At 50.6% G+C, this 26,461-nt stretch carries 25 protein-coding genes and 1 other RNA gene; 10 read left to right on the plus strand and 16 right to left on the minus strand.

Annotated elements, in window-relative coordinates:
* Positions 1-2: 2 nt before the first annotated feature.
* The 9 genes from secA to surE all read right to left on the minus strand — a co-directional run bounded on the left by secA (position 3) and on the right by surE (position 9,317).
* Positions 3-2,591, minus strand: a complete 2,589-nt coding sequence (gene secA / locus AJ81_RS07625; RefSeq protein ID WP_031504166.1) for a preprotein translocase subunit SecA — start codon at positions 2,589-2,591, stop codon at positions 3-5.
* 3 nt (positions 2,592-2,594) lie between these two features.
* Positions 2,595-3,989 carry a hypothetical protein gene (locus AJ81_RS07630; protein ID WP_031504164.1) on the minus strand — a complete coding sequence of 465 codons (1,395 nt, stop codon included), beginning with the start codon at positions 3,987-3,989 and terminating at the stop codon, positions 2,595-2,597.
* Positions 3,986-4,771 (minus strand): TlyA family RNA methyltransferase, encoded by a 786-nt coding sequence (locus tag AJ81_RS07635; RefSeq protein ID WP_231845466.1) that lies wholly within the window; start codon positions 4,769-4,771, stop codon positions 3,986-3,988. The genes AJ81_RS07630 and AJ81_RS07635 overlap by 4 nt, the downstream gene beginning before the upstream one ends.
* On the minus strand, positions 4,768-6,183 hold the full coding sequence (locus AJ81_RS07640) for a hypothetical protein (RefSeq protein ID WP_144316864.1): 1,416 nt from the start codon (positions 6,181-6,183) through the stop codon (positions 4,768-4,770). Before AJ81_RS07640 ends, AJ81_RS07635 begins: the two co-directional genes overlap by 4 nt.
* Positions 6,078-6,812, minus strand: coding sequence for a tRNA pseudouridine(38-40) synthase TruA (gene truA, locus AJ81_RS07645; RefSeq protein ID WP_031504158.1), 735 nt, complete (start codon positions 6,810-6,812; stop codon positions 6,078-6,080). Before truA ends, AJ81_RS07640 begins: the two co-directional genes overlap by 106 nt.
* 20 nt (positions 6,813-6,832) lie before the next feature.
* Positions 6,833-7,163, minus strand: an RNA gene (gene rnpB / locus AJ81_RS07650) — RNase P RNA component class A.
* Positions 7,164-7,169: 6 nt separating this feature from the next.
* The gene (fmt, locus tag AJ81_RS07655) at positions 7,170-8,072 is read right to left on the minus strand and encodes a methionyl-tRNA formyltransferase (RefSeq protein WP_031504157.1); all 903 of its coding nucleotides are present in this window, start codon (positions 8,070-8,072) and stop codon (positions 7,170-7,172) included.
* Between the two features lie 5 nt (positions 8,073-8,077).
* Positions 8,078-8,575, minus strand: a complete 498-nt coding sequence (gene def, locus AJ81_RS07660; protein ID WP_031504155.1) for a peptide deformylase — start codon at positions 8,573-8,575, stop codon at positions 8,078-8,080.
* Complete coding sequence (surE, locus tag AJ81_RS07665; protein ID WP_051368972.1) at positions 8,505-9,317, minus strand: 5'/3'-nucleotidase SurE; 813 nt, start codon at positions 9,315-9,317, stop codon at positions 8,505-8,507. Before surE ends, def begins: the two co-directional genes overlap by 71 nt.
* A gap of 109 nt (positions 9,318-9,426) precedes the next feature.
* On the opposite strand from surE, the gene mnmG reads away from it, so the two are divergent.
* From mnmG to AJ81_RS07710, 9 genes are read left to right on the plus strand one after another with little or no spacing between them, the layout of a single operon-like run.
* Positions 9,427-11,328, plus strand: a complete 1,902-nt coding sequence (gene mnmG, locus AJ81_RS07670) for a tRNA uridine-5-carboxymethylaminomethyl(34) synthesis enzyme MnmG (protein ID WP_031504151.1) — start codon at positions 9,427-9,429, stop codon at positions 11,326-11,328.
* On the plus strand, positions 11,321-13,462 hold the full coding sequence (locus tag AJ81_RS07675; protein ID WP_031504150.1) for a RelA/SpoT family protein: 2,142 nt from the start codon (positions 11,321-11,323) through the stop codon (positions 13,460-13,462). Before mnmG ends, AJ81_RS07675 begins: the two co-directional genes overlap by 8 nt.
* Positions 13,459-13,908 (plus strand): D-aminoacyl-tRNA deacylase, encoded by a 450-nt coding sequence (gene dtd / locus AJ81_RS07680; RefSeq protein WP_031504148.1) that lies wholly within the window; start codon positions 13,459-13,461, stop codon positions 13,906-13,908. The genes AJ81_RS07675 and dtd overlap by 4 nt, the downstream gene beginning before the upstream one ends.
* Positions 13,908-14,471 (plus strand): epoxyqueuosine reductase QueH, encoded by a 564-nt coding sequence (locus AJ81_RS07685; RefSeq protein WP_031504146.1) that lies wholly within the window; start codon positions 13,908-13,910, stop codon positions 14,469-14,471. Before dtd ends, AJ81_RS07685 begins: the two co-directional genes overlap by 1 nt.
* Entirely contained in the window at positions 14,446-15,243 is a 798-nt protein-coding gene (locus AJ81_RS07690) for a DUF4940 domain-containing protein (protein ID WP_031504144.1), read from the plus strand. The genes AJ81_RS07685 and AJ81_RS07690 overlap by 26 nt, the downstream gene beginning before the upstream one ends.
* Entirely contained in the window at positions 15,240-15,656 is a 417-nt protein-coding gene (locus AJ81_RS07695; protein ID WP_031504142.1) for an ATP-binding protein, read from the plus strand. The genes AJ81_RS07690 and AJ81_RS07695 overlap by 4 nt, the downstream gene beginning before the upstream one ends.
* Positions 15,653-16,942, plus strand: coding sequence for a methylenetetrahydrofolate--tRNA-(uracil(54)-C(5))-methyltransferase (FADH(2)-oxidizing) TrmFO (gene trmFO / locus AJ81_RS07700; protein ID WP_031504140.1), 1,290 nt, complete (start codon positions 15,653-15,655; stop codon positions 16,940-16,942). The genes AJ81_RS07695 and trmFO overlap by 4 nt, the downstream gene beginning before the upstream one ends.
* Positions 16,943-16,947: 5 nt before the next feature.
* Positions 16,948-18,348: a DUF342 domain-containing protein gene (locus AJ81_RS07705; protein WP_031504138.1), complete on the plus strand. Its 1,401-nt coding sequence runs from the start codon at positions 16,948-16,950 to the stop codon at positions 18,346-18,348.
* Complete coding sequence (locus AJ81_RS07710; protein WP_031504135.1) at positions 18,332-19,144, plus strand: type I phosphomannose isomerase catalytic subunit; 813 nt, start codon at positions 18,332-18,334, stop codon at positions 19,142-19,144. The genes AJ81_RS07705 and AJ81_RS07710 overlap by 17 nt, the downstream gene beginning before the upstream one ends.
* Before the next feature lie 30 nt (positions 19,145-19,174).
* Here the strand turns inward: AJ81_RS07710 and acpP are convergent, their stop codons facing one another.
* From acpP to AJ81_RS07745, 7 genes are all read right to left on the minus strand, one after another.
* Positions 19,175-19,456 carry an acyl carrier protein gene (gene acpP, locus AJ81_RS07715; protein WP_031504134.1) on the minus strand — a complete coding sequence of 94 codons (282 nt, stop codon included), beginning with the start codon at positions 19,454-19,456 and terminating at the stop codon, positions 19,175-19,177.
* 83 nt (positions 19,457-19,539) lie between these two features.
* Entirely contained in the window at positions 19,540-20,913 is a 1,374-nt protein-coding gene (locus AJ81_RS07720; protein ID WP_031504132.1) for an ADP-ribosylglycohydrolase family protein, read from the minus strand.
* Positions 20,910-21,800, minus strand: a complete 891-nt coding sequence (locus AJ81_RS07725) for an ABC transporter permease (protein ID WP_051368756.1) — start codon at positions 21,798-21,800, stop codon at positions 20,910-20,912. Before AJ81_RS07725 ends, AJ81_RS07720 begins: the two co-directional genes overlap by 4 nt.
* A gap of 1 nt (position 21,801) precedes the next feature.
* Positions 21,802-22,848, minus strand: a complete 1,047-nt coding sequence (locus AJ81_RS07730; protein WP_051368757.1) for an ABC transporter permease — start codon at positions 22,846-22,848, stop codon at positions 21,802-21,804.
* Positions 22,845-24,353: an ABC transporter ATP-binding protein gene (locus AJ81_RS07735; protein ID WP_231845467.1), complete on the minus strand. Its 1,509-nt coding sequence runs from the start codon at positions 24,351-24,353 to the stop codon at positions 22,845-22,847. The genes AJ81_RS07730 and AJ81_RS07735 overlap by 4 nt, the downstream gene beginning before the upstream one ends.
* An 11-nt stretch (positions 24,354-24,364) precedes the next feature.
* A complete protein-coding gene (locus AJ81_RS07740; protein WP_031504124.1) occupies positions 24,365-25,354 on the minus strand; it encodes a BMP family ABC transporter substrate-binding protein in 990 nt (329 codons plus the stop codon).
* 25 nt (positions 25,355-25,379) lie between these two features.
* The gene (locus AJ81_RS07745; RefSeq protein WP_031504123.1) at positions 25,380-26,132 is read right to left on the minus strand and encodes an energy-coupling factor transporter transmembrane component T family protein; all 753 of its coding nucleotides are present in this window, start codon (positions 26,130-26,132) and stop codon (positions 25,380-25,382) included.
* A 68-nt stretch (positions 26,133-26,200) separates the two neighbouring features.
* On the opposite strand from AJ81_RS07745, the gene flgM reads away from it, so the two are divergent.
* The gene (flgM, locus tag AJ81_RS07750) at positions 26,201-26,461 is read left to right on the plus strand and encodes a flagellar biosynthesis anti-sigma factor FlgM (protein ID WP_051368758.1); all 261 of its coding nucleotides are present in this window, start codon (positions 26,201-26,203) and stop codon (positions 26,459-26,461) included.

Genomic DNA, 26,461 nt, shown 5'->3' on the forward strand with positions numbered 1-26,461 from the left:
TTTCACCTCTTTATTTTGAAACGCTTTATTTTCTCGTTTTTTTGTACCTTTCTTCGCTCGGCCCTGTTAACGATGTTGAACTCTTCATGAACGAGCCTGAGGTTTGCCAAGTCTTTCTTTGCCTCTCGCTGTGCTTTTTCTTCGTCCACTTTCACGACCCTGAACATGAGGCCGATCACCGTGTCCGTCACGCGGGACATCATCTCGTCGAACATCGCGTAGGTCTCTTTCTTGAACTCGATGATCGGATCTCTCTGACCGTAGGCTCTGAGATTGACGGCTTCCTTGACGTGGTCGACTTCTTCCAAGTACTGTCTCCAGTTGTCATCCACAACGCGCAGGATCAGAAACCTCAAGAATCTATCGTACTCTTCTCCGATCTCTTCCTTTTTGGCAGTGTACGCTTTCTTCAACTGCTGCAAGAGATACTCTTTCACTTCCCCAGAGGAGTCGAACCTTGCTCCGTCAAGGTTGATTATACCCCTTGGTAGAACGAGCAAAGAAGCTTTCAATCCCTCTAAGTCCCATTCTCTGCCGTTGCAATAACTTTCGATTCTTCTCTCAACAAAGTCTTCCATGAACCTGTCCAGATGCTCTTCTATGTTCTTTCCCTGTAAAATCCAGTCCCTCAGGGAGTAGACGTAGTTTCTCTGAGCGTCCAGCACGGTATCCATTTCCATCAAGTGTTTTCTTATGGAGAAGTTGATGCCCTCGACCTTCTTCTGTACCATCTCGACGAGCCTTGTGAGTAAAGGATGTTCGATGGGTTCTCCTGGTTTTATCTTCAAAACGTTCATGACCTTTTCGAGCTGTTCGGCACCGAAGATCCTCAGTAGATCGTCTTCGAGAGACAGATAGAACCTCGATTCACCAGGATCGCCCTGTCTACCCGAGCGTCCCCTCAGCTGGTTGTCGATGCGTCGGCTCTCGTGCCTTTCTGTACCTATGACACACAGTCCCCCGAGCTCTGCGACGCCTTCACCGAGCTTTATGTCCGTTCCACGACCGGCCATGTTCGTTGCGATCGTGACGGCACCTTTTTCTCCGGCCTTGGCTATGATTTCCGCCTCTTTTTCGTGGTACTTCGCGTTCAAAACTTGGTGCGGTATTCCAAGCTTCTTCAACATGCTGCTCAGCAATTCGCTCTTCTCTATAGACGTCGTCCCAACGAGCACGGGTTGGCCCTTCTTGTGACGCTCGACGATGTCATTGATTATCGCGGCGTACTTCTCCGCTTGGGTTCTGTAGATCACATCGTCATGGTCTGTCCTTATCATGGGCTTGTGCGTCGGAATGACGACAACTTCCATGTTGTAAATTTGTTTGAACTCTTCCTCTTCAGTCTTGGCGGTCCCAGTCATGCCCGCCAATTTTTCGTACATTCTGAAGTAGTTCTGGAAGGTTATGGTCGCATAGGTGATCGATTCTTCTTTTATGGCTACGCCTTCTTTGGCCTCGATCGCCTGGTGCAAACCTCCACTGTAGCGTCTCCCAAACAAAAGTCTTCCGGTGAACTCGTCGACGATGACAACCTCACCGTTCATCACAACATAATCGACATCCCTCTTGTACAGATGCAGTGCTTTAAGCGCGTTCAACAGGTGGTACAACTGGTTCGCATTTGCAGGATTGTACAAATTCTCAACACCTATCAATTTTTCGGCCTTCTCGATGCCTTTCTCTGTGAGGACCACGGTCCTGACCTTCTCGTCCACCGTGAAATCCACGTCCTTGACGAACTTCTTCGCCAACGATGCGAACTGTCTGTAGACGGATGCTCCGGTTTTGGAAGGGCCAGATATGATCAGAGGCGTTCTTGCTTCGTCTATGAGTATGCTGTCGACCTCGTCGACTATGGCGTAGAAGTGTCCCCTCTGAACTTTGTCGCTGAGATCGTAAACGAGGTTGTCCCTGAGATAATCGAAGCCGAACTCGTTGTTCGTTCCGTACGTGATGTCGCACTCGTACGCCTGTCTTCTGGAGATCTCCACCAGTTGAACCTCGAAAGCCTGAACGGCACGAGGATCCTTCATAGAGTCCTTAAGAAACTCGCCATCGAAGTCTTCAGGCCAGACAGAAAGGTTTTCTTCGATCGCCGACTCGAACAACTCAGGGTTCTTCCAGACGACCTCGTAAGATTTTCCGAGCTGGTTTATCACGCCGACCCGCAGGCCCAGAAACAGATACAGTGGACCCATCCAGAGCGCGTCACGGCGAGCGAGATAATCGTTCACGGTGACCAGATGAACGTTCTTTTTCGTGAGAGAGTTGAAATATAAAGGCATCGTTGCGACGAGGGTCTTTCCTTCACCTGTCTTCATCTCCGCCACTTTACCTTCGTGCAGCGCGAAGGCGCCGAGCAATTGTTCATCGAACGGGTACATGCCCAAAACGCGCTTGGAGATGATTCTCGCCAGCGCAAAGGCGTCGTAGATGAGAGATTCGTCGAACTCGGCTTGCTTCAGTTGCAACGCGCGTTGTCTCAGTTCTGCGTTCGTCGCTTTCAGCAGAGCCTGTTCTTTCTGCTTCACTCTTTCAACCATCTTTCTGTAACGCTTCAAAAGCATCTTGTTTCTATCCAAGAAAAGCATCTCTCACATGACCTCCATTCTGTAGACGAAAGATTGACCGTCGAACTGCTGGGTCAAAAAGAATTTGCCAACCGCGTTGATGCCCAGCATGGCTCTCAGAAGTGAACCTACGTCGACGAACACTCTGAGTATATCTTGACCTGCGTAGTTGCGCGAGATGTATTGATAAGTCACGTCATCTCTCACTCGTCTTCTGTTCGCGACTGTGTCGTACTGTGCTTTGCTCATGTTCGTCATGATGAGACGTCTGTCGGACTGGAAGAAACTCAGGAAACCATCCATTATGGGCAGTCTGATTTCACTTCCGAAAGACCTTGCACCGTACTTGATCAGAAACGACAGGTCCAGGTCCTTAGACAGTTCGAAAATCGTGACCAGTCGGATCTGATCCCCGAACAGATCACCCGTCATGTAGACACGCCCGGTGCTCGATTTGAGTATGTAGGAGACGATCTCGTAGATCTTTTTCACCTCGTCCTGAGCGCCCTGGAACCACTGAGATAGTGAATCTGCAAGATCCATTGGGCCCGCCGCGGTGGCAGAAAATGCGAAGTTCCCAATGAACGGCATGCCGAGCATACCCGTGGCTGAAGAGACGTACTTTTCCATGCCCGTCGCCGATCTCAGCTGCTGGCGGACCTCTATCTTCAAAGACTCACCGCTTGGAACACCCAAGATGGTAACGTACTCTGTATCAACATCGTTCGTCGAAACGAAGGGTCCTTTGAGGCGCAGCGTGTCTCTCTTAAAAAACCCGTACAGCCAAGCAGATTGGTTCAACAACTCCCTGACCGCTGGTTCTTCACTTTTCATCTGTAACTGTTCCAGATCGTAGGCATCTATAGCCTTCAAGAGGGCCGTTCGGCTACCAGAAATTACCAGATAACCTTCGTGCGCCGAAGCGAAAATCGCAACGTCCGTGTCGTGAAGGACCCAAATCTTTTCATTCTTTGTCATTTTCAGGTCCATCAACTTCGCCATGAGGCGAAGCAATTGCTCGGGTTTTGAAGACTTCATCACGATGATAGAGTTGCTGCCTATGTTCCGAAGCACCTGAAGATAATAGTTCAGATCCAGTGAGAAGAACTGTTCGAGAGCGAACTCGGTACCTTTTGCGGCGAATAGTATATCGTTCTCGAGCGCCTCGTACACGGAACTCATGGGCACTCCGACACTGATGCACGTGTTCTCCAACAGTGAAACGAAAAGGCTTTCCAGCGCAATCCTATCGTCCTTCAACATGAATCGAAACAGTGGAACACTGCTCAACTTGTCGTAATACAGCGAGTTACCTTTCAGGAGCACGAAAAAGTCGTAATCTCTTGGCACGAAAGACGTCACGTCTGCAACTGCGAAAACACATAGAAAAACGAGAAACACTGACCAGAATCGTCTCATACCTTACCCCTGCCCCGCGATCGGGTCCAAGACGCTTCCACAATCTTTGAGACCGTTTCGACGTCGAGCTTGTTCGTATCTTTTCTTTTCAGATGGAGAAAGTATTCTATCTGACCCTTCCCACCTCGCACCGTACATTCGGCAAGTCCAGCGGGATGCAGATGGTTCATCTCTGCACACCGCGCGATGTCCAGCAAGAGCTCAATGTGCGCAGATTCAGACTGCTTGACGCTCTTGCCGACTTCGAATTGTGGTTTCACAAGTACTAACGCTTCCCCTTCTGGTTTGAGAATTCTGTCAATGGCTGGAAGTATCAATTTGAGCGAGATGAAAGAAACGTCGCACAGAACGATGTCGACTTTCTCTCCGAGGACCTCTTCTGTCAGGTATCGAGCGTTGAAGTTTTCGATCGCAACCACACGTGGGTCAGCTCTCAAAGATTCGTGTAATTGGTTCTCTCCGACGTCCACGGCAAAAACCTTCGCCGCGCCGCGCAAAAGTGCAAAGTGAGTAAAGCCACCCGTCGAGGCACCGATATCGCAAACTGTCTTGCCAGAGAAATCTATGTTGAAAGCCTTCCACGCGCTCTCGAGCTTTTCTCCCCCTCTGCTCACGTAGAAACGCTCCTGAGAGATCAAGATGTCCGCGTTCTCTTCAACGAACTTACCGGGCTTTGTGCAGGGCGAGCCGTTGACGAAAACTCTGCCGAGTTTGATCAGATCGGCCGCTTGCGAACGACTCCTTGCGAAACCTCTCTTCAGGATCAATTCGTCGAGTCTCAACGTTTTTCTACCACCCAGCATCCTGACTCTTCAACCAGCACGATCCCCCAGTCGAAGAAACGTACCTTTCGAATATTTTCAAACTCGAAGGTTTGGTCAGTGTAGACTGTGGCCTTAGAACCTTCGAGCAAAACGCTGCCGCTCTGGCCTCTGACGAACCTTCCCTCGGTCTTCGCCAGAGTAATTATACCTTTCGAAGAGACACCGAGGTCTTGACAGGGTAGTTCTTCCACCAGTTCACCCTTTTCGTTGAAGCGAAGAAGTCTTTCTCCAGAGCCAACATAGATTTCATTTCCATAAACCCCGATACCCCAACCGTTTGGAACAAACCTTTCCCAGAGCGTGCGTCGATTCTTCAGATCGATGGCTCTCACATAACTTGCGATGTCGAGCACGTAGAGTCTCTGATCGGCCCGTGCCCATTCGGTTATTGGCCCACTCACGCGCATGAACCAAGAAAGATCTACCGGAGCGATCATTCCGCAAGAAAGAACCAGTACATCACCGAATCGGCCCACGACGGTCGTGGCAAAATTTGAACCTTCCGATCTCACGTTCACGCGCCAGGGGATTATGTGATCGTCCACAACGTCGAAAGGTTCTGCCAAAATCACTTTTCTGCCATCGGGAAAGAACAGCGCACCATCTTTATGCACGACGTAACCCTTGGATGTTTTGTAGACCATCTGAGCGTTCTCGAAGAACGCCGTGGTGGAAAGATTGGTATCTTCATCGATGTAAAAGATCCTGCCGTAGAAGTTGTAGAAGCCTTCTGGGACGAGTTTTTGCTCGTTGCCCACCGTGAGTGTCACCATTCTCTCTGGCACCTCGATCTTGACCGGCACGGGTTGGTTCTCGCGCTTTTCAACGACGATTCGATCCGTAACAAGGACGCGATAACCCACTTTTGGCCGATCGAGTTGAGAAGAAAACATTTCCTTCAGACGCTCTCTCAATTTGCTCTCAAACTCCTCTTCTTTCCAGAGCTGATCAGAATTGTCCCACTGCCAGTCCCTGTATATGAGTCTGATGTAACACAAACCCGATTGTTTTCTCACCTTTACGTAGAAAAGATCTCCAACTCCAACGAGTGTACCCGCTTCAAAAAGGCAATTCTCGACAGCTGTTTTCATCTCGCCTGGGCCATCGTAGAGCAGTGAGACGACTGGAATTCTCATCCATTCCTCTATCAAAAGAAGATCTTCCGTCGCCGGCTCCGTCTCACCAACGTAGTACAGGATTCCTCTGTCCTGGACGATGTACACTTCTGTGTTGAACAGATCGATTTTCTCAACCTCGAAAGCCGTCAGAACTCCACAGAGTAGAAGTACAAGCCATGTGCAGGTGCGGTAGCTGGAGCGAGCGATCTGTTTTTGGCCTCGAGCACCTCTTTCAACTTCTCTGGCTCCCACTGTCCCGTCCCCACCTTCACCAGAGCTCCCACGATGTTTCTGACCATCCTACGCGCGAAGGAACGGCCTTCCACGCGAATCAGTATTATCCTGTTTCTCAGACGCATTATCCTGATTCTGTAAATGGTACGCACTGTGCTCTCATTAGCTTCCACTTTGACAAAGCTTCTGAAGTCGTGTTCTCCTTCAAGATATCTTGCAGCCTGACGCATTTTTTCGACGTCCAGTTTGTAGGGGAACCACCAGGTGTAGTTTCTCAAGAACAGGTTCGGCTCGGGGGCGTTGTATATGAAGTAATGGTATATGCGCCTCTTCGCCTCGAAGCGTGGATGAAAATTTTTGTCAACCTCGACGACTTTCTTGACGTACACATCGTCCGGCAGATTAGCGTTGAGCGCATTCTTCATACTCGTCTCATCTATATCGATGGGACTGTCAAACACGATAGCCTGACCGATCGCGTGCACTCCGGTGTCGGTTCTTCCTGAGACCAGAACTGTGGTCCTGGACTTGAATATTCTTTCCAGGGCTGTTTCGATGACGCCCTGCACGGTTCTAACGCCGGGCTGCGATTGAAAACCAAAGAAATTTGTCCCATCGTACGAGATCACTGCCATGAACCGTTTCACCAACGTTTCCTCCTTTAAAATCACGGAGAGGGACTGTAAGCCGGATTCTGTCGAGGGTGGTCATCTATCTGGGGAGAGCGTTTCCGCCCTCCTCAAGCGGCCTACCCGGGGTTATGGGCGGGCCACCCACCCCTGCTCGGCCTTGCTCCGGGTGGGGGTTACCGAGCCATCGGGTCACCCCGATGCTGGTGAGCTCTTACCTCACCTTTTCACCCTTGCCCTCTTCGGGCGGTTTGAAGTTTCTGTGGCCCTTTCCGAGGATCGCTCCTCCTGGGTATTACCCAGCACCCTGCCCTGTGGAGTCCGGACTTTCCTCGAGCCAATCAGGCCCGCGACCACCCATCCCTCTCCGTGGAGTCAAACGTGAAATCTATCATTGATCTTGATCAATCTACCGTTGTAGGCTTCAAAGAACGTCATTTTCCTCTTGCCGGGAAATTGAACGTGCGAGATGAGAACAAGACCCGTAGAGGTCGCTACGAATGCCCCGTCTCGGTTTATGCGAATCACCGTTCCTGGTACATTTGTCGAGCAGGGTTCGATCGCCCTGACCCCGAAGAGCTTAACACACTGTCCGTTCAAAAAGGTCCTCGCTCCTGGTCTTGAGTCGTAAGCCCTTATCTTGTCCTTCACTCGCTCTGCAGGTTGTGCAAAATCTACAAGAAGATCCTTCTCCTCGATCTTCGGAGCATAGCTGGCCTGCGACTCATCTTGCGGAACGAGATCGTGAGAGAATGGATTTTTCAAAAATTCGACCAACATCTGACAGCCGAGGTTCAAAAGCTTCGCTTCCACCTCGTCGAAGGTTTCGAACTCTTCTATTTCTACACTCTCCTGCATGACGATTGGACCCGCATCCAGCTGATCGGTCAGTTTGAAGATTGTCACCCCGGTCGATTCCTCACCGTTCTCTATCGCGCGCTGTATCGGCGCAGCTCCCCGATACTTTGGAAGCAACGAAGGATGGACGTTGTAGAACGGTAACATGTCAAGGTATTTCCTGGGAATAATCTTTCCGTACGCGACGACAATGCAGATATCTATGTTGAGAACGTCAAAGGGGACCTGTTTGAGCTGCTCGTAGACTGGTATCTTGGCTTGCTGTGCAAGAACCTTCACCGGGCTCGGCGTCAGTCTCAAACCACGACCAAAAGGTTTGTCGGCCTGCGTGACCACCGCAACGACGTCTAAACCTTCCTTCAGCAGCGTTTCTAAGTGTTTTGCAGCGAAGTGCGGTGTTCCAAGGAAGAGTATTCTCATTTGTCTCACCTTTGATGCACCGAGCGCTTCACTATGTCCAGCAATTTCTCGCGGATCGCAGCCCTTCTCTCTGGAGGTATCAGATCGATGAAGAGTATCCCATCGAGATGATCGTACTCGTGTTGAACAATCCGCGCACTGTAATCGATGAACTTTTCTTCGTGTTCGACTCCGTTTTCATCTGTGTACTTCACGATCACTTCTTTACTGCGCTCCACGTTTTCAAAGATTTCCGGAACGCTCAGACAACCCTCCTCACCGACAACTTTTTCTTCGCTCTTGTAGACAATCTTAGGATTTATCATGGCCCTCGGTGTGCCATCGTCCATCACGATTATCCTGAGAGATACCCCCACCTGTGGGGCGGCCAAACCGACGCCGTCCTCAGCGTACATGACTTCGAACATGTCTTTGATGATACTCAAAACGTTCTCATCTATCTGAGAGACTTCCTTGGCCTTCTTTCTGAGCACTGGATCTCCAAGGAGCCTTATCTTTCTCATTTTCGCTTACCTCCCTCAACTTCTCGAGCAATCGCTCGTGTGTCATGAAAACTGTTATCGGTGTGACGGCGACGTAACCTTCTCTCACTACCACGTAGTCACAATCGGCTCTTTCGTCGTCCTCCACGACATCGCCGTACATCCAGTAATAGGTGTTTCCCATTGGATCGACCCTTGCCTCGAACCGGTCCGCGTATCTCCTTGCGCTCTGACGGGCCGCCTTCCAGCCTCTGATCTCGCCGGCCGGGAAGTTCAAGCTCAACGCGGTGAACCTTTCGAGGATTGAAAAGTCAAATTCTTCGACGAAATCCATGGTGAACCTCGCCGCTCTTTTGTAGTCGAAATCTTCGACGGCAGGAGCTGACAGAGCGAGGGAAGGTATCCCAAGGAGTGCACCCTCTATGGCACCGGACACGGTACCCGAATAAACGATGTCGGTGCCGAGGTTGTAACCAAAGTTTATGCCGCTGATCACCAAATCTATGTTCTTTTCACCTATGACTTCCACTCCGAGTTTCACGCAGTCCGCGGGAGTTCCCGTCGTAGCGTACACGGGTATATGTTCGAAGACCTTCACGCGCTTCACCCAAATCGGCATCCTCACGGTTATCGCATGACCCGTGGCGCTCTGTTCAGATTCCGGCGCCACGACCAAAACGTCGTGTCTTTCGGAAAGAACTTCTGCGAGTGTCAAAAGACCGACGGATGTGACACCGTCGTCGTTGGTGAGCAGGATGCGCAAGTTCATCACCTCACGTCGCAGCAAGATTTTACCACAAAATTCATGACCATCTCGCGAAGGAAAGCTTTCTTCATCACATGTTACAATCAATTGTTGAACAAGACCAGAGGTGAGAAAGTTGAGAGAGTCTTACGACGTGGTTGTCGTCGGTGCGGGGCATGCCGGAGTTGAGGCAGCCCTCGTCACCGCAAGGTGTGGCTTCAAGACCCTTCTGATAACTTCCAACCTCGACAGGGTAGCCTGGGCTTCCTGCAACCCTGCCATCGGTGGCCCTGCCAAAGGCATTGTAGTGAGGGAAATCGACGCGCTCGGTGGAGAGATGGCGAAGACGACGGATAGAACGATGATAAACGTGAGAATGCTTAATATCAGCAAAGGTGCTTCCGTGCGCGCACTGCGCGCACAGATCGACAAGGTCGGATACAGCCTGACGATGAAGAAAACGTTGGAACAGACCCAAAACCTTTTCTTGAAGCAGTCGGAGGTGTGCGATCTCATCGTCGAAGACGGTCAAATAAAAGCGATCGTGGACAAACTTGGCATAGTTTACGAGGCGCGTGCAGTCATACTGACCACCGGGACGTTCCTGAACGGGAAGATTTTCATAGGTCGACAGACCTTCGAGGCTGGTAGGCTCGGAGATTTTCCAGCCAAGGGACTCTCGGAGGCTCTGATGAGGCTCGGTTTTAGAATCGGAAGGTTCAAAACGGGCACACCTGCGCGGGTTCTCGGCAAGACGATCGATTTCAGTAAGATGAAGCGTCAGGACACCGCGGATGAACCACTCTGTTTCTCCTACTTCAGCGAGCCGAAGGTCTTGCCGAAGGATTATCCCTGCTGGCTCACTTATACGAACGAAAAGACGAAGAAGATCATCCAGGAAAACCTGGCCTTCTCTCCGCTCTATGGTGAGGTCAAACTCATCTCGGGGAAGGGGCCAAGGTATTGCCCATCGATAGAAGACAAGGTGGTGAAGTTTCCGGAAAAGAGCTCGCACCAGATCTTTGTCGAACCCGAAGGAAGGGACACCGACGAGTACTATTTGAACGGCCTGAGCACGAGCTTGCCGTATCAGGCACAAATCGAAATGATAAGGACCATACCTGGGCTTGAAAACGTGCACATCGTGAGACCTGCGTACGCGATCGAGTACGATTACATAGATCCCACACAACTTTACCACACTCTGGAGAGTAAGATCGTTGAGGGTCTGTTCTTCGCTGGGCAAATCAACGGCACGAGCGGTTACGAAGAGGCTGCAGGTCAAGGATTGATCGCGGCCATGAACGCCGTACAGAAGCTCAGAGGCGAAGAACCCATATACGTGGATAGATCGGAAGCGTACATAGGTGTGATGATAGATGATTTGGTGACGAAGGGCGTGGATGAACCTTACAGATTGCTGACGTCTCGCGCTGAGTACAGGTTGTTGCTCAGACACGACAACGCCCACTTGAGATTGGCAGAGAAAGGTTATCGCATGGGGCTCGTACCCAAGTGGTTCTACGAAAAGGTGCTACGATTGAAACAGGAGATCGAAAAACAAGTCAAAAGATTGAAGCAAACCATTGTAACACCGACGAACCAAGTGAACGAGTTGTTGGTCCAAATCGGCACACAACCTCTTCGTCAACCGTCGTCCCTGTTCACCTTGATGAAGCGACAAAACGTCAACTACGAAAAGATCAAGGTGCTCGATCCATCACCCATAGAGGATGTGGAAGTGATAGAACAGGTCGAACTCTCGGCGAAGTACGAAGACTACATAGAGAAAATGGTGAAAGAAGCCGAGATGTTGAAGAATCTCGATGAAGTGAGAATTCCACAGGACCTTGACTACTCGAAGGTAGTCAACCTTTCGTACGAAGCGCGAGAAAAACTCTCACGTGAAAGACCGAAGACACTGTTACAGGCGTGCAGAATACCGGGCATCACTCCGTCCGACGTAGCTGCCCTCGCGTTCTACCTGAAGGCTGGCAAGAGGGGAGAAAGAGGCGAAGAGGATGAGTGATGAGATGAAAACTGTTTCCGATATATTGAAGCTCTCGACGAGGAACTTCACTGAGGAAGACAAAGAAAAACTGGCCAAAGCGTACAGATTGGCCTGCTATGCGCACGAGGGAATGTTCAGGGAATCCGGAGAACCTTTCCTGAGCCATCCTTTGGAAGTGTGCAAGATACTCGCTTCGATGAACGTCGACATTGAAACGTTGATTTCGGCCTTGCTCCACGATGCAGTTGAGGACAGTCAGGGACGGGTGAAACTGGAAGACATCGAAAAAATGTTCGGAAAGCAGGTTGCGCGCATAGTGGACGGTGTCACGAAAGTGAGCAGGATCAACGCTCCGGTGGATTCAGCGGACTCGATCCTCAAATTGGAAACGATCCAGAAGATGCTCTTCGCCATGGCGGAGGACATCAGAGTCATCGTGGTGAAACTCGCCGACAGATTGCACAACATGAGGACCATCGATTTCGTGAAGGACGAACAGAAAAAGATTTACAAAGCGAAAGAAACGCTCGAAATCTACGCCCCTATCGCACACAAGCTGGGCATATACACAATAAAATGGGAACTGGAGGATCTGTCCTTCAAGACGTTGAACCGGAACGAGTACAACAGGATCAAGATGCTCGTGGCCGAGAGAAGGAAGGAAAGAGAGCAGCGGATAAACGAGTACGTGAAGACGTTGAAGGAAGCTTTGCGGCAGAGTGGTATCGAGGCGCACGTCGAGGGAAGGTTCAAACACTACTACAGCATATGGCAGAAATTGAACCAAAAAGGGAAAGAATTCGACGAAATCTACGATTTGTTTGGGATCAGGGCCATCGTGAACGACGTAGTGACGTGTTACAGCGTTCTCGGGATAGTGCACAGTCTTTGGAAACCGCTTCCCGGTAGGATCAAGGATTACATCGCATCACCCAAGTCGAACGGCTACAGATCACTGCACACGACGGTCATCACCGGTTACGGTGAACCTTTAGAAGTACAGATAAGAGACTGGGAAATGCACGCCGAAGCCGAGTACGGTCTCATAGCACACTGGATATACAAAGAGCAAATCAACGTCAAGACCATGCAGAAATGGGTTACACAACTGCTCGAGTGGAGAAAAGAGCTCACCAAGAACCTCACGGGTCTGGAAGAACTGAAGAAGGAACTTGAGATAGATGAAGTGTTCGTCTTCACACCCAAGGGAGAAGTGAAACATTTGCCCCGTGGTGCAACGCCGATCGACTTTGCTTATGCAGTGCACACGGAGATCGGTCACAGGTTCGGCGGGGCCAAAGTGAACGGCCGACTCGTTCCCATAGATTACGAACTCAAAAATGGAGACATCGTCGAGATCATTGTGAACAAGTCGGGCAGGCCAAGCTTGGACTGGTTGAAATACGCAAAGTCCCCTCGCACGAAAGCCAAGATAAGAAAGTTCTTCAGAGAGCAACTTCAAAGCGAGCTCGTTGAGAGGGGCAAGGACGTGCTGAGGAGGATCAGCAAGCAGTTCGCAAAACCCATCGAAGAAATCCTGAAAACACCCGAGATGAAGAAGTATCTTCAGTCTCAGGGTATAGACGAAACTGAGTTCTTCAGCAGGATCGGTGAAGGTACGATAGGTCCCAAAGAACTTGTCAGGCTCCTCAGCCCCCTGGCAGAAGAGAGTGAGCGGAAGGTTTCGAAACGTTCCAAAAGCAAGGCTCGGATAGGTGCAGATGTCGAAATCGACGGTTTGAAGAACATAGAGATCCACCTGGCAAAGTGCTGTGGGCCAGTTCCCGGGGACGACATCGTTGGCGTCGTGAGCAGGAAGGGTATCACAATACACACCGCGAGCTGCAAAAATGTGAAGGATGTGGACCCGGAAAAAGTCTTCAACGCGCGCTGGAACGGACAGACTCAAAATCGCTATCAAACCACGCTCAGAGTGGAGTTCAGAGACAAGGCGGAGATCGGTAAGCTGGTTCAGGCTCTGGAGAGCAAAGGAGCAAGCGTCGTCAGAGCAGAACTCGTGTCGACGAGGTGGAACTACTCTGTGGCTTCACTGACGGTGATGGTGACTGATACGAACCAGCTCGATGAGGCGAGACAAATATTGGAAAATAATCCCGTCGTTGTGCGTGTCGAGAGGGGGAAGAGCTCTTGAGGGCAGTTGTACAGAGGGTTCACAGAGCGAGCGTCACTGTTGATGGTGAACTGGTGGGTCGCATCGAGAAAGGTTTGCTGGTCTATCTGGGCGTGGGTAAGAACGATACGGAGAAAGACGTGGATTGGATGTGCGAAAAAATCGCAAATTTGAGGGTATTCGAGGATGAGAATGGCAAGATGAATTTGAGCCTTCTGCAGGTGAACGGTGAGCTGTTGGTGATATCTCAGTTCACCCTCTATGGAGATTGCAGACGAGGAAGGCGTCCTTCTTTTGACGAAGCTGCTCCACCAGAGATGGGTGAAAAGTTTTACGAACTGTTCGTTGAAAAGATGCGAGGGCAAGTGAGAAAAGTTGAGAAGGGTATCTTCGGAGCGCATATGGAGATCGAATCGATCAACGACGGTCCTGTGACAATTCTGCTCGACAGCGAGAGGAGATTCTGATGCTTTTGCACGTTTGCTGTGCTCCGGATGCTACGGTGGCCGTGGAACGATTGAGGATGGCGAAGATTGAACCAGTGTTGTTCTTCTACAATCCCAACATCGAACCCGAAGAGGAGTTCGACAGACGCTTACAGGCTGTAGTGAAGCTATCTCAGCTATGCAATCTGAAACTCATCGCGTTGGAAAAAGGTAAAGAGGAATGGCACAAGTCTGTCGCAGATTTTTTGAACCTTGGGGAAAGATCAAAACGTTGTGAAGAATGCATAAGGCACCGGTTGATCGTGACCGCCCAGTTCGCGAGCGATATGGGCTACGGCGTTTTTGCCACGACGTTGACCACGAGCCCAAAAAAGGATGCGAAACTGATAAACTCCATCGGAGCGGAGCTGGAAAAGCAGTTTAAAATCTCCTACATGCCGAGCGATTTCAAGAAAAAAGATGGCTTTCTCAGAAGCGTTCAACTGAGCAGAGAACTCGGACTCTACCGACAGAACTACTGCGGTTGTTTGAGATCTTTGCAAGAGAGGGAGGAAAAGAATGCGTTGCGTGCTCGCCAACGCTGAAGGGATCATCAGAGATGATATCGGAATTGGGAACGAGATGCTCGACTACGTTCGGTTGGTCCTGCAATCAAACACATCAGTCTCGGTTCGGTCGCACGGCCAAGAAATCCTTTTGACGTGCATCGAAACCGTCGCAGGAAGGCTGGTACTCGGTTTGCTGAAAGACGAGTCTCTCGGCGATGCTGTGCGATGTTACGTTGATCAGTTGCTGTTGAGTGAAAGGCGCTGGCCCGACAGCGTTGAACAACTCGCCAGTCAGATTGACGCGTGGCGTGGAAAAAGGTACGTGGGCCTGCTCCGCGCTATGGATTTTGCTCAGCGTTACGCGGCGAGAGAAAGGCTGAGTTCGGTGGCGATCGGCACACTGAACGTCGGAGAACACGATCTGTACATCTTCTCGACGAATGTATTGCCAGCACTCCTGAATGCGAAACTGTGCGTGTCGAGTGCCTGTGAAGATCCAAGAGAAGCGATTCGTGAAGCTTTGTTGCTTGACAGATACGTGGTGGGTGAGGGAACATTCTTTTACGAAAGACTGTTCGAGTACGAACTGAACGTCAAGATAGACGACTCTGACTTGGAAACAATCGCTCAGAGGTTGATCTCCAAAGATTTACGGAGCTTCGCGACGAGGCTAAACACTTCACTGACCGAGGCTTTCCAACTGCAGAGAGAACTTGAGGACAAATATCTGCTGAGGTTCGACATCGGACTGGAATGCCACGCTTACGCTCGGGGACTTGCGAGAGGAAGGCAGGGTGAGAGAGGATGAATGATTGGCTCGTTGCTATGTTCAATTCCAATCCTCTGAACACGAGAATGGCGCGCAATGTCGTGAAGAGTTTCCTGACACAGCGCGGCATCGCAGAGGAAGACGTGTGGGATCTGGAGATCGCCATCAACGAAGCCTTGACGAACGTCATAAGGCACACGTACAGAGGCGATCAAACCAAACCAATAAAGATTTCGATTCTCTGGGATGGTGAGGAACTGAAGGTTTTCATCAGAGATTACGGTGATCACGTTGATCCCAAACTGCTGAAGCCCAGGTTACCGGATCCCGAACGAGAAGGCGGATTCGGGCTCTACATAATCCACAGAGTGTTCGACTCTGTCGAATTTTCGAACGTGTGTCGGGGTAATCTGTTGGTTTTGAAAAAGAAAGTGAGAGGTCGAGTCTGTTGAAGGTTCACGTTGTCGGTGCAGGTCTCGCTGGCTCAGAAGTAGCTTATCAGCTTGCGATAAGGGGTATCGAAGTGATCTTGCACGAAATGAGGCCCGCCAAGATGACACCGGTGCACAGAACGGGTTTCTTCGCCGAACTCGTGTGTAGCAATTCCCTCAAATCGGAAGAACTCCACAACGCATCGGGTTTGTTGAAACGAGAGATGGAACTGTTTGGTTCTTTGACGCTGAGAATCGCGAAGGAATGCCGTGTACCTGCCGGTAAAGCGCTGGCCGTGAACCGCGAAAGATTTTCCACAAGGGTGACAGAAGAGGTCTTAAAGAGTGGAGTTCAACTCGTAGTGGAAGAAGTCAGCGAGATACCTGACGATGGCAACGTATGGGTGATCGCGACGGGCCCAGCCACGAGTGAATCTCTCGCGAATTGGCTGAATGAGAAACTCGGAAACGCTCTGTATTTTTTCGACGCCGTGGCTCCCATAATCGCTGCGGACAGCATAGATTATTCCAAAGTCTTCTTCGCTGACCGCTACGGTGCGGGAACGAGCGATTACATCAACTGTCCCATGAACGAAGAACAGTACGAAAGATTCTACGAGGCCCTGCTGAGCGCAGAGGTTGTACCTATTGAAGGGTTCGACAGTTGCATGCTCTTCGAACGATGCAAACCGATAGAGGAGATCGCGAGGTCTGGAAAGATGTCTCTGCTCTTTGGACCTCTGAGGCCCGTAGGCTTGATAGATCCGAGAACCAATAGACAACCGTACGCGGTCGTTCAATTGCGAAAGGAAAATGTCGAAGGTACGATGTACAATATAGTGGGCTTTCAAACGAGGTTGAAGTGGCCAGAACAGAAACGAGTGATAAGACTCATTCCCGGGCTGGAGAATGCCGAGATCCTCAGGTACGGTGTGATGCACAGAAACTTCTATGTGAATTCGAGGAAGGTCTTGGATTGCCATTTTCGATTGAAGGGAACAGAGAAAATTTTCTTTGCCGGTCAGATAACGGGTGTGGAGGGATACGTGGAATCGGCGGCGAGCGGTCTTTACGTGGCGCTGAACATCTACAGATACCTGAAAAGACAGAGCTTGCTCAAACTTCCGACAACCACGATGATGGGTTCGCTCTTTGATTATGTTTGCAACGGTATCGCGGATCAACTCCAGCCCATGTACGCGAACTATGGTTTGTTGAAGGACAGCAGAGACAGACAGAGAGCAGCGGAGAGGTCTCTGAGGGACTTGGAAAGATTCCTCGTTGAGGCAGGTTGGAGAGAGGGATAGGGCCGATGAAGGTACAAGTGAAGGTTTCTCAGGATGCCATGGAGGCTCACATGATAGTGTCGGCGGAACCGAACGAGGAGATCAGCAAAGAAGATTTGCTCTCTCAACTCAAATCTCACGGTGTCGTCTACGGTATCATGGAAGACGCGATTGAGAACATCGTGAAGTCGAAAATCTTCGACAAGCCCGTGCTCGTTGCCGTCGGGAAAAAGCCTGTAGACGGAAAAGATGGGCAGATCGTGATCATCAAACCGGAGCAGACCGAAGATGGACAGAGTATTGCCGATAAAGGGAAAATCGACCTGAGGGAACTTCCTGCACGTATGAGAACGATCGTGAAGGCTGGTCAGACTGTGGCTGAGATCATCCCACCAACCGAGGGAGAAGAGGGCCGAAACGTGCTCGGCAGGGTCCTGAAACCCAAGGTAGGAAAACCTCCGCAGCTGAAACTTGGCAGGAACGTGAGACTCATCGAAGATGGAAAGAAGGTCGTTGCTGCGGTGGACGGCATCCTTATCGCAGCGACGGATGGTACTATAGACGTCAACGAGGTTTTGAACGTTCAAGGCGATGTAGATTATTCCACCGGGAACATCGATTTTCCTGGTGAAGTGCGGATAAAAGGCGATGTGAAACCCGGCTTCACTGTGAAGGCGAAAGGTGACGTCGTCGTTGGCGGTGTCGTAGAGGCGGCCACTGTGGTTTCTTTCGAAGGTAGTGTCTCGGCCTTAGGCATAAAGGGCAGGGAAAAAGGCATCGTCAAGGCGAAGGAAGAGGTCCGGGCGAAATTTGTGGAGAACGCGGTAGTGGAGGCTGGAAAGGCCGTCATTGTCGACGGTCCGATCACGAACTCGCAAATAAAGGCCGGGGAAAAGGTTATTGCCAAGGGCAGCAAGGGCGTCATCGTGGGTGGAACGATCTCGGCAGGATTTTACGTTGAGGCTGAAGAGATCGGTTCTGAACTTGGTGTGAGTACACATGTAGAGGTTGGGGTGGAGCCGGAAGAAAGAGAAAGAATGAAAGTGCTGAAGGCTCAGCTTGAGCTCGATAGAGAAAATTTGAGCAAACTCGTCGCCGTTTATAAAACACTCAAAGAAATCATGGACAGAAACCAGGGCAAACTTCCCCCGGACAAGATAGAACTTTTCAGAAAAGTCGGCCAGAGCATGATAAATCTGAGAAACAACATAGAACTGGCGGAAAGAGAGCTCGAAGAGATCCAAAGGCGTATGAGGGAGAAGTACATGTTCGCCAAAGTTATCGCAAGGAGAGTTTTGCATCCCGGTGTGGAAATATGCATCTTCGACAAGAGATATTACAACGACAAGTCTCTTCAGAAAGTTTTGCTGGTCCTTGAAGACGAGCAGGTGAGAGTTGGGGGTTATTCCGGTGATAGTGAAGTTTGAACCTCGCTTCAGGTCCATGGTCTGGGGTAATCCAAAATTGAACAGGCTGTTCAACATAGAAACCTCGCCGTTCATAGGTGAAGTGTGGCTCCTGTCCGATTTGGAACCGTTCGTGACGAGTGCGGTGGATCAAGAAAAAACGAGTTTGAAGAAGTTGATGAAGGACTTCGACATGGATTTTCCACGTTTTCCAGTGTTGATCAAACTCGTTTCGCCCGCACAGTGGCTCTCGATACAGGTGCATCCGGACGATACAATTGCGCGAGCAGTTGAGAACGAACCTTGGGGTAAAACAGAGTGTTGGTACTTCGTTGAACCTGGCAAGATTGCCGTGGTACCGAACGGTACGGTCTTGAAAAACTGTTCAGAGCCTTCAGAAATTTCTGAACATTTGGTCTATCTGGACATGCGCGCCGGGGATCTCTTTTTCGTCCCTGCAGGATTGATACACACGCTTGGACCCGAGAGCGTCGTCGTTGAGATCCAACAAGCCTCCGATCTGACATACAGGATATACGATTGGGGTAGGAAGAGAGAGACTCACATCGAGAAAGCGTCGATGGCGGTCAAGGATTTTCGAATCGAAGAGTTGATACATAGGAACTTTGAGAAATTGAACTGTGGGACTTTCAGCGTTCACCACACCTTTGGCCGAACACACTTGATAGGTCTATCGATCGTCGTCTTTCTGAAGGAAGGATTCGTGGCCCAAATCGCGACTAAAGCTTACGAGACGTTCATCATAGCGGATGAAACGATAGAAGGTGAAGCGCTCGTCGTGAAAATCGAGAAATGAAAACACGTCGCTGGGCAAAGCCAGCGACGTTCATTCTTCCTCTTCGCTCTCCTCTTCTTCCTCTTCAGCCAACCTTATCTTCTCGTACAACTCCTTGAAGATATCCCTCACGGTGCGTATCTTCTCGAGTTCTTCGTCCGGTATCGTGACACCGAACTCGTCCTCGATCGCCATTGCCAGATCCACGAGGTCGAGAGAGTCTGCGTCCAGATCGTCAATGAGGTCTGCGTCGTCCGTGACCTCGTCGATTTCCACACCCAGTTTGTCAGCGATTATTTCTTTGATCCTTTCCATGAGTTCCTCCTTATCCACTGCTGTCTCCCTCCCGTCGATCTCGAGTCACGATATTATAAAGCATCACTCGCGAGGAATGTCAAGAGGGAAAATTTGAAAATTCAACAGGAAAGCTTCTCAGAAAGCTTCAAAGTGAGCTCTGCGAGTCGTTCTATCGAAACTTTCTCGAAACCCTTCACATACGTCTTCACATTGCCCTTCAAAGGCTCTACCCAGCGATGTGGCAGTGAATTTGCGCCTATCATCACACCTAAGACGGTGCCAACTTCTCCCGCGTTGCAATCGACGTCGAAACCCATCTTCAGCACGATCTCCATAGTCTCATCGAAGTTGCCTTCAGTGAACCAGAGTGCCGTCACGACACAACAAGCGTTCGGATAAACGTGGATCCAGTTGTAGTCTTTGAACTCTTCCTCTATCCACTCTCTGACCTGCCTAAAAGAATCACAGCTTTTACACCGGTCGATGGCTTTTCTCAAAACGTCTGCAAACTCGCTGCGCCGAGGGATATAATCCAGAGATTTCAAAAGGAGCTTTCTCGGATCTTTGAACACGAACGCGAGCGATGTGAGCACAGCACTGTGCATTCCACCATAAACACCGTTACCGGAGTGGGAGATGACTGAATCCATGTGTGCGAGCCTTGCGGCTTCGTAAGGTTTTCCCGGACAAATCAGGCCATAGAGCATGCACCTCATCTGAGCGCCTATCCACTCTTGAAAGGGATTTCTGAATCTGCCGGAATTCGGCGGGAAAATGCCCCTTTTGAGGTTCTCGAGCGCGATGTACTCGGCACTCCAACCGAACGGGATGTGTTTGAGCCAGAACAAACCGATCTGCCTCGAAGACGGTTTCCTCAAGCGGGAAAGCGCTTCGATCGCTACGATCTCGTACACAATGTCGTCGTTGTAACCACCCTCTTCTTCAACGTAGTTTGTAAGATCTTCTCTGGAAACGAATTCGAGCTCCTTACCAAAGAAACCTTCGAACTTGGTACCCATGCTTGCGGCACTGATCTGTCCCAGCCATCCTCCGAGCACAGAACTGTACAGACGGGAAGCTTCGACGTCGAAGTTCTCACGAGAGATTTGCGCTGATATTTCCTTCCAGGAGAGGGGACGTTCAAACGTGTGATAGGCATGATCCTTCAAAATCGGTGCTCGAGACAGCTCATCGAATATCAACGCTGTTGTCGCTTTGAGATGCTCGATCTGTCCCTCCTCGAAGAGCTTCAGACCTTCCTCGAAAAGTTTCTCCGCACGGGACACGTCCCGTCCCATGTTTTCTACAGACTGTATCGCACCCGCGATGAGGCATTCAGGAGCTCCGGAACCCGGAACCCTGCTGGACCAGAACATGGATACCAGATCCCTGGGAAAGATCTCATACTCTCCCACCGATTTCCATTCGGATCGCCAGTTCAAATCGAGCTTTGCGCTTCTTCTGAGCTCATGTTCGTACTGCCAGGCCTTCATGAAATCTTCAACCTCCTTGCATAACTGTACAATACGAAAAGTGTCGCAAGGTACGGAAGCATGGCTGTGAACTGGGGTGGCACGGCATACCTCTGAAGCAGTAGGCCCAGATTCTCCAGAAGTCCAAAGGCAAAAGACATCAACAGGATAGGAACGGGTCTGCCACGAACCAAAATGATGATCGCAAGAGATATCCATCCACGACCGTTGGACATGTTTTCGGAGAACAGTGTTACGTAGCCGAGCGAGAGATAAACACCTGCCAGGGCAGAGAAAATCCCACAGAGTACCGCGCTCCAGAGTTTGAGTCTGCCGATATTCAAACCGACGGAAGCGACGGCGGCTGGCTCTTCGCCGGTGGCCCTCAGCCTCAGGCCGAATCTGGTTCGGTATAGAACCAGATGGCAAACAAACGCAGCCAACACCGCGACGAAAACGAGGAAGGGATGTGAAGACAAAACCGCTCCGAGAAAAGGAACTTTCTCGATCATGGGCAATCTGACCTTCGGTATGGGTGGTATGGTCTGCGAAATGAAAGCACCCTTGACCTGGAAGGTGGCCCTCAACGAGTAGGTTGTCCAACCCAAAGCGAGCATGTTTATTCCTATTCCTGTTATGAACTCGTCGACTTTCAAAGCGATCGCAAACAGTGAGAATATGCCTGCCAAAACGAGTCCACTCAACAGCGCAAACAACATGCCGTAGAGCCAGTGTCCAAACCTGTATGCACCGTAGACTGCATAGTAAGCGCCCATCAACATCATGCCTTCCATCGCGATGTTGAAAACGTTGGCGTGGTAGCTGAACATGCCACCAAAGGCCGCCAGAGCTATCGGTGTTGCACTGCTCAACGCCGCGTGGAGAAGTTGAACAACGATCGCACCCACATCACTTCACCAGCTTGCCGAGTTCTCGCTTTGCCGTGAGCCAGTCGGTGAGGCTGGCGAGGCCAGAACGCGTTCCAACGAGCGTGAGTACTATTATCGACTGCAAGAACATCACGAATTCCGAAGGCACGGATGTCTCAAACTCCATACCCACCGCCCCGTTCTTCAGAAAACCTATGAAGAGAGCGTAGAAGAGCGTTTGAAAAACACCGTTGTTCGCCATGATCGCGATCATGACTCCGTCCCAACCAAAGTTGGCACCTATTCCCTTGGTGAACCTGTGTTGAGTACCGTTGAGTATCAGCAGCGCACCGGCAAGACCCGAGAGAAAACCGCTGAAAAGTAAGACTAAGGTCGTGTCGTTCTCCACATCGCATCCACCGACGGTGGCGAAGAGTTTGTTGTAACCCATCATGCGTGCTTCATAACCCCGCCAAGTTTTCCACGCGAACCACCAGCACAAAAGAACCATGAAGAGAGCGACGAAGAACGCAACGTTCACATCGAACACGCTCGTCATGAAGTACTCACGCCTTATCAAACGTGTTGCCGGTACGTAGGCCTTCGGGTCCAGGAAAGGGTAAGTCGCCAGATACAGCGTCATGTACTCAGCTAAGAAGTTGAGCATAAGCGTGGAGATGAATTCGTCCATCCTGTACCTTCGTTTGAAAAACGCCGCAAGCCCGGCCCACGCCGCGCCAGCGAGTCCACCGAGGATTGCCAACAAGGGAACGGCCAGCCAGCTTGGCAACCTCAGATACACTCCAAGCACCGCACACACCAGAGCGCCCCAGAGAAACTGGCCGTGTTGACCAAGGTTCACGACACCGGACATGAAGGCGATAGAGGCTGAGAGACCGGTCAAAATGAGTGGAAAGGCCGCATTCAACGTGTTGGAGAAGGAGAACCAAGAACCCAGACCGTACTGGTAGAGTGCTCCGTAGACCTCAAGCGGAGAACTGTGGTGCAGAAGGACGAAAATCGCCGCGACCAAGAAGGCGAATACTATCGCGAGGATCGTTTGAAAGATGGACCTCACATGGCTCACGCGCTTACCCCCAGCATGTGATAACCGACGACGGTTTTGTCGACGGTTCGAGGATCCAGCTCGGCCACAATGCGACCCGAGCGCATCACGTAGATCCTGTCCGAAAGGTCCATCAACTCGTCCAGATCTGCACTCACGAGCAACACGGCCTTGTTGGATTCTCTCAACATGAGCACCTGATCTCGCAGGTACTGCGTCGAGGCCACATCGAGACCCCTGGTGGGCTGGTCAAGCACGATGAGCTGTCTGTTCAGAGATATCTCTCTTGCGACGACCACTTTCTGTTGGTTACCACCCGATAGGTTCTGCACTTTCTCGAAAGGACTCCTGCAAACGATTTCGAAATCTTTTATGAGTCGGGAAGCAAGACCTTTTGCCACAGATTTATCGAGCAACCATTTTCTCCTCAACGGAGGATTCATGTGGTGCGTCATGATGAGATTTTCCGTGATAGTGGCTTTGAGTGCGAGTCCCACGTTCTTTCTATCCTGCGGTACGTAGGCTATGAAGGAACGCCTCCGTCTCAAATCAAGGCTTGTCACGTCTTTACCCAAGATATTTATGCTACCCGAGCTCGGTTTTCTCAGGCCGATCAAAACCTCGATCAGTTCGTTTTGACCGTTTCCCTCTACACCTGCGATTCCCACAACTTCGCCCGCATGCACGGTGAGATTCACACCATCAAGAAGTTTCTTCCCATTGGTTCTATCGACCAACGACAGATCCTTCACCACTAAGACGGGATCACCTGCGGATCGGCGCGTTTTGATCGAAACGAGCTCAATTCTCTTACCAACCATCATCTCTGCAAGTTGGGCAGCGTTGATACTTCCATCGTTCTTAACGGTGGTGATCTTCTCGCCTTTTCTGAGCACGGTGATCCTGTCGGAGATCTTCAGAACCTCGTCCAGTTTGTGACTAACAAAAACGATCGTCTTTCCTCTGTCTCTGAGCCTGAACATCTCGTCGAAGAGTTCCTCGCTCTCCTGGGGTGTGAGGGCCGCGGTGGGCTCGTCCAGGATCAAGATGTCCACGTTCCTGTAAAGTTGCTTGAGTATCTCCACTTTTTGACGTCCCGCAACGGAGAGTTCCTGGGTTATGGCGTTCACGTCAACGTTCAAGCCGAACCTTTCTGCGAGCTGTTTGACTATCTGTGAGGATTTCTGTGGCTGGAAAAGGCCGAAACGGGACGGCTCCGAACCGAGAACCACGTTTTCGTACACCCTCAAAGAACCAACCAGTGCGAGCTCCTGATGGACCATACCTATCCCGAGCCGTGCGGCCACGACCGGGCTGTTGATCTGCACTCTCTGTCCGTTCATGCGTATCTCACCGAACGAGGGTCTAATCAGGCCTGATAGGATCTTCATAAGTGTGGATTTTCCTGCTCCGTTTTCTCCAACGAGTGCGTGTATCTCACCACGCTCGAGCGAGAAATCCACATGCTTGAGCGCCACCACGTTCGGTGGATAGACTTTGCATATATCGATCATCTCAACGAGCAAAACACTTCACCTCAAGGCCTGTACGGTTCTACCTTTATCTCTCCACTTGCCATCTTGTTCTGTATGTCGATGATCTTTTGAACCACATCCTCTGGCAGTATCTTTCTCGTGTATTCGTCGATCGCGAGGCCCACCATGCCTTCCTTCACACCGAAGCTGTAGACCTTCCCACGCTCGAAGGTTCCATCGAGGATCATCTTGAATATGGTATAGATCGACTTGCCCACTTCCTTGAGATCGCTCGTGATCACGTGTCCTGGAACCAGCGGGTTTTGGTTGCTGTCCACACCGATGGCGTACTTACCCACTTCCTTGGCCGCCTGAAGGACGCCAAAACCTGTGAGCGCAGCGATCTGGAAAACCACATCGGCACCTTCCGCGTAAAGCTGGAGCGCAGCCTGTTTGCCCTTCGCCGGATCGTCCCATGTACCGACGTAGATCACCTTCACCTGAACCTCTGGATCGATGAACTTCGCGCCCTGCTCGTAACCGTAGACGAAGGATCTTATCACTATGTCGTCGTCTCCACCGACGGCACCGATGATCTTCTCTGGGTTGATGCCGGGCAAGTTCGTCATCGTCGTGACCATGGCCGCAACAACACCCGCAAGGAAGGCACCTTCCTCTTCACGGTAGTCGACGCTGGAGATGATGCCCTTTTCGTCCTGCACAACTGTGTCGATGTTCACCCAGATCTTGTTCGGGAACTTCATCGCGACCTGCTTGAGTTCTTCCTCGAAGCCATAGGATATGACGAATATCACGTCCGCCCACTGTGCGGCTGTCACCAAACTTGGATAGTAGAGTGAAGGATCGAAGTTGCATTCTATGACCCTTGTCTGAACCTTGAAGTCTTCCTCAAGCTTCTTGATCCCTGCGTACCCAGAATCGTAGAAAGACTGATCTCCGAGCGAACCGTTTATCACGTACGCCACGCGACTCGGTTTGGCGAGCAAGAGCGTCGAAAGCAACAGCACGACGAGAAAAAGAAACTTCTTCATGCACAACACCTCCTGAAAAGTAATTTTACCATCGTAGAAACTTTGAGACAAACAACAGAGTGATCATCAGCAAGGGCAAAGAATCGGGCCAGGACAGTTTCAAAGGTTTATAGAGTGTCGGTTTGCTGGAAATATTGTACTTTCTCATCTCCAGAGATACAGACAGAGATTCTGCACGCTTCAAACTGAAGAAAAGCAGAGGTACAACTATGGACTCGAGAGACTTCAGCGCTCGCACGGGGTTCTTCGTCCGCCAAGTTTGGCCACGCAACGTCTGAGCCGTCCTGATCCTTTCCATCTGTTCAAAGAGGATTGGTATCTGCGTGAGGGCGAGCATGATCATCAGCGAGATTTTTCGCGCAACCTTTTTCATACCCAGGCCTCTGAGGATGACTTCGAAAGCCCTCGCGAGCATCACGTTAGAGGTGGTTCTGAAGATGAGTGAGGTTGCCAGAATGCTGAAACTCACAAGAAGAACTGATCTCGACGCTCGAACCAGCGAGCCCGTAAGGTTTGCACTGGCAAACGGGATAATTTGTACAAAAAAGATGATCAGCAAAAACCATTTGAATTTCAACAGATCGAACAGAAAGATCCTGAGGCCAACTCTCGATAGAAGCATCAGGATCGACAATGTTGAGAAGAGTGTGATATAATTAAAAGTTGAACGTGAAGTGAAGAAAAGCGCTAATGCCACGATGAGATACACGATCTTGAGCACGGGATTGATCGCGTGGACAAGCGAGTCTTTGTAGGTGTATTTGCCGAAGCCTTCCAAGGGATCACCACGCAACCATTAAAGTTTTCTTTCACATGGACGATTATACAAGACGAGGAGGGAAATTCATGCAGGAGATCAATGGCGTCGGAAGGCCGTTTCAGATTCAGCAACCAGCCCCTCCGGAGAAGACCGAGAGAAAGCCCCGCACCGAAGGCGAGTCTTTGAACGTTGGGGAGAAAACGAACATAGTCGAGCTGCTGAAAGAAGCGAAGGAAACTCCAGAAGTACGTGAAAAACTCGTAGAACAGCTCAAAATCGCGATAGAACAAGGCACCTACACGATCGATCCGGGGAGGATAGCAAAGCACATAATGAGGCAGTTGTGA

The sequence above is a fragment of the Pseudothermotoga hypogea DSM 11164 = NBRC 106472 genome, assembly GCF_000816145.1.
Classification (GTDB): Bacteria; Thermotogota; Thermotogae; order Thermotogales; family DSM-5069; genus Pseudothermotoga_A; species Pseudothermotoga_A hypogea.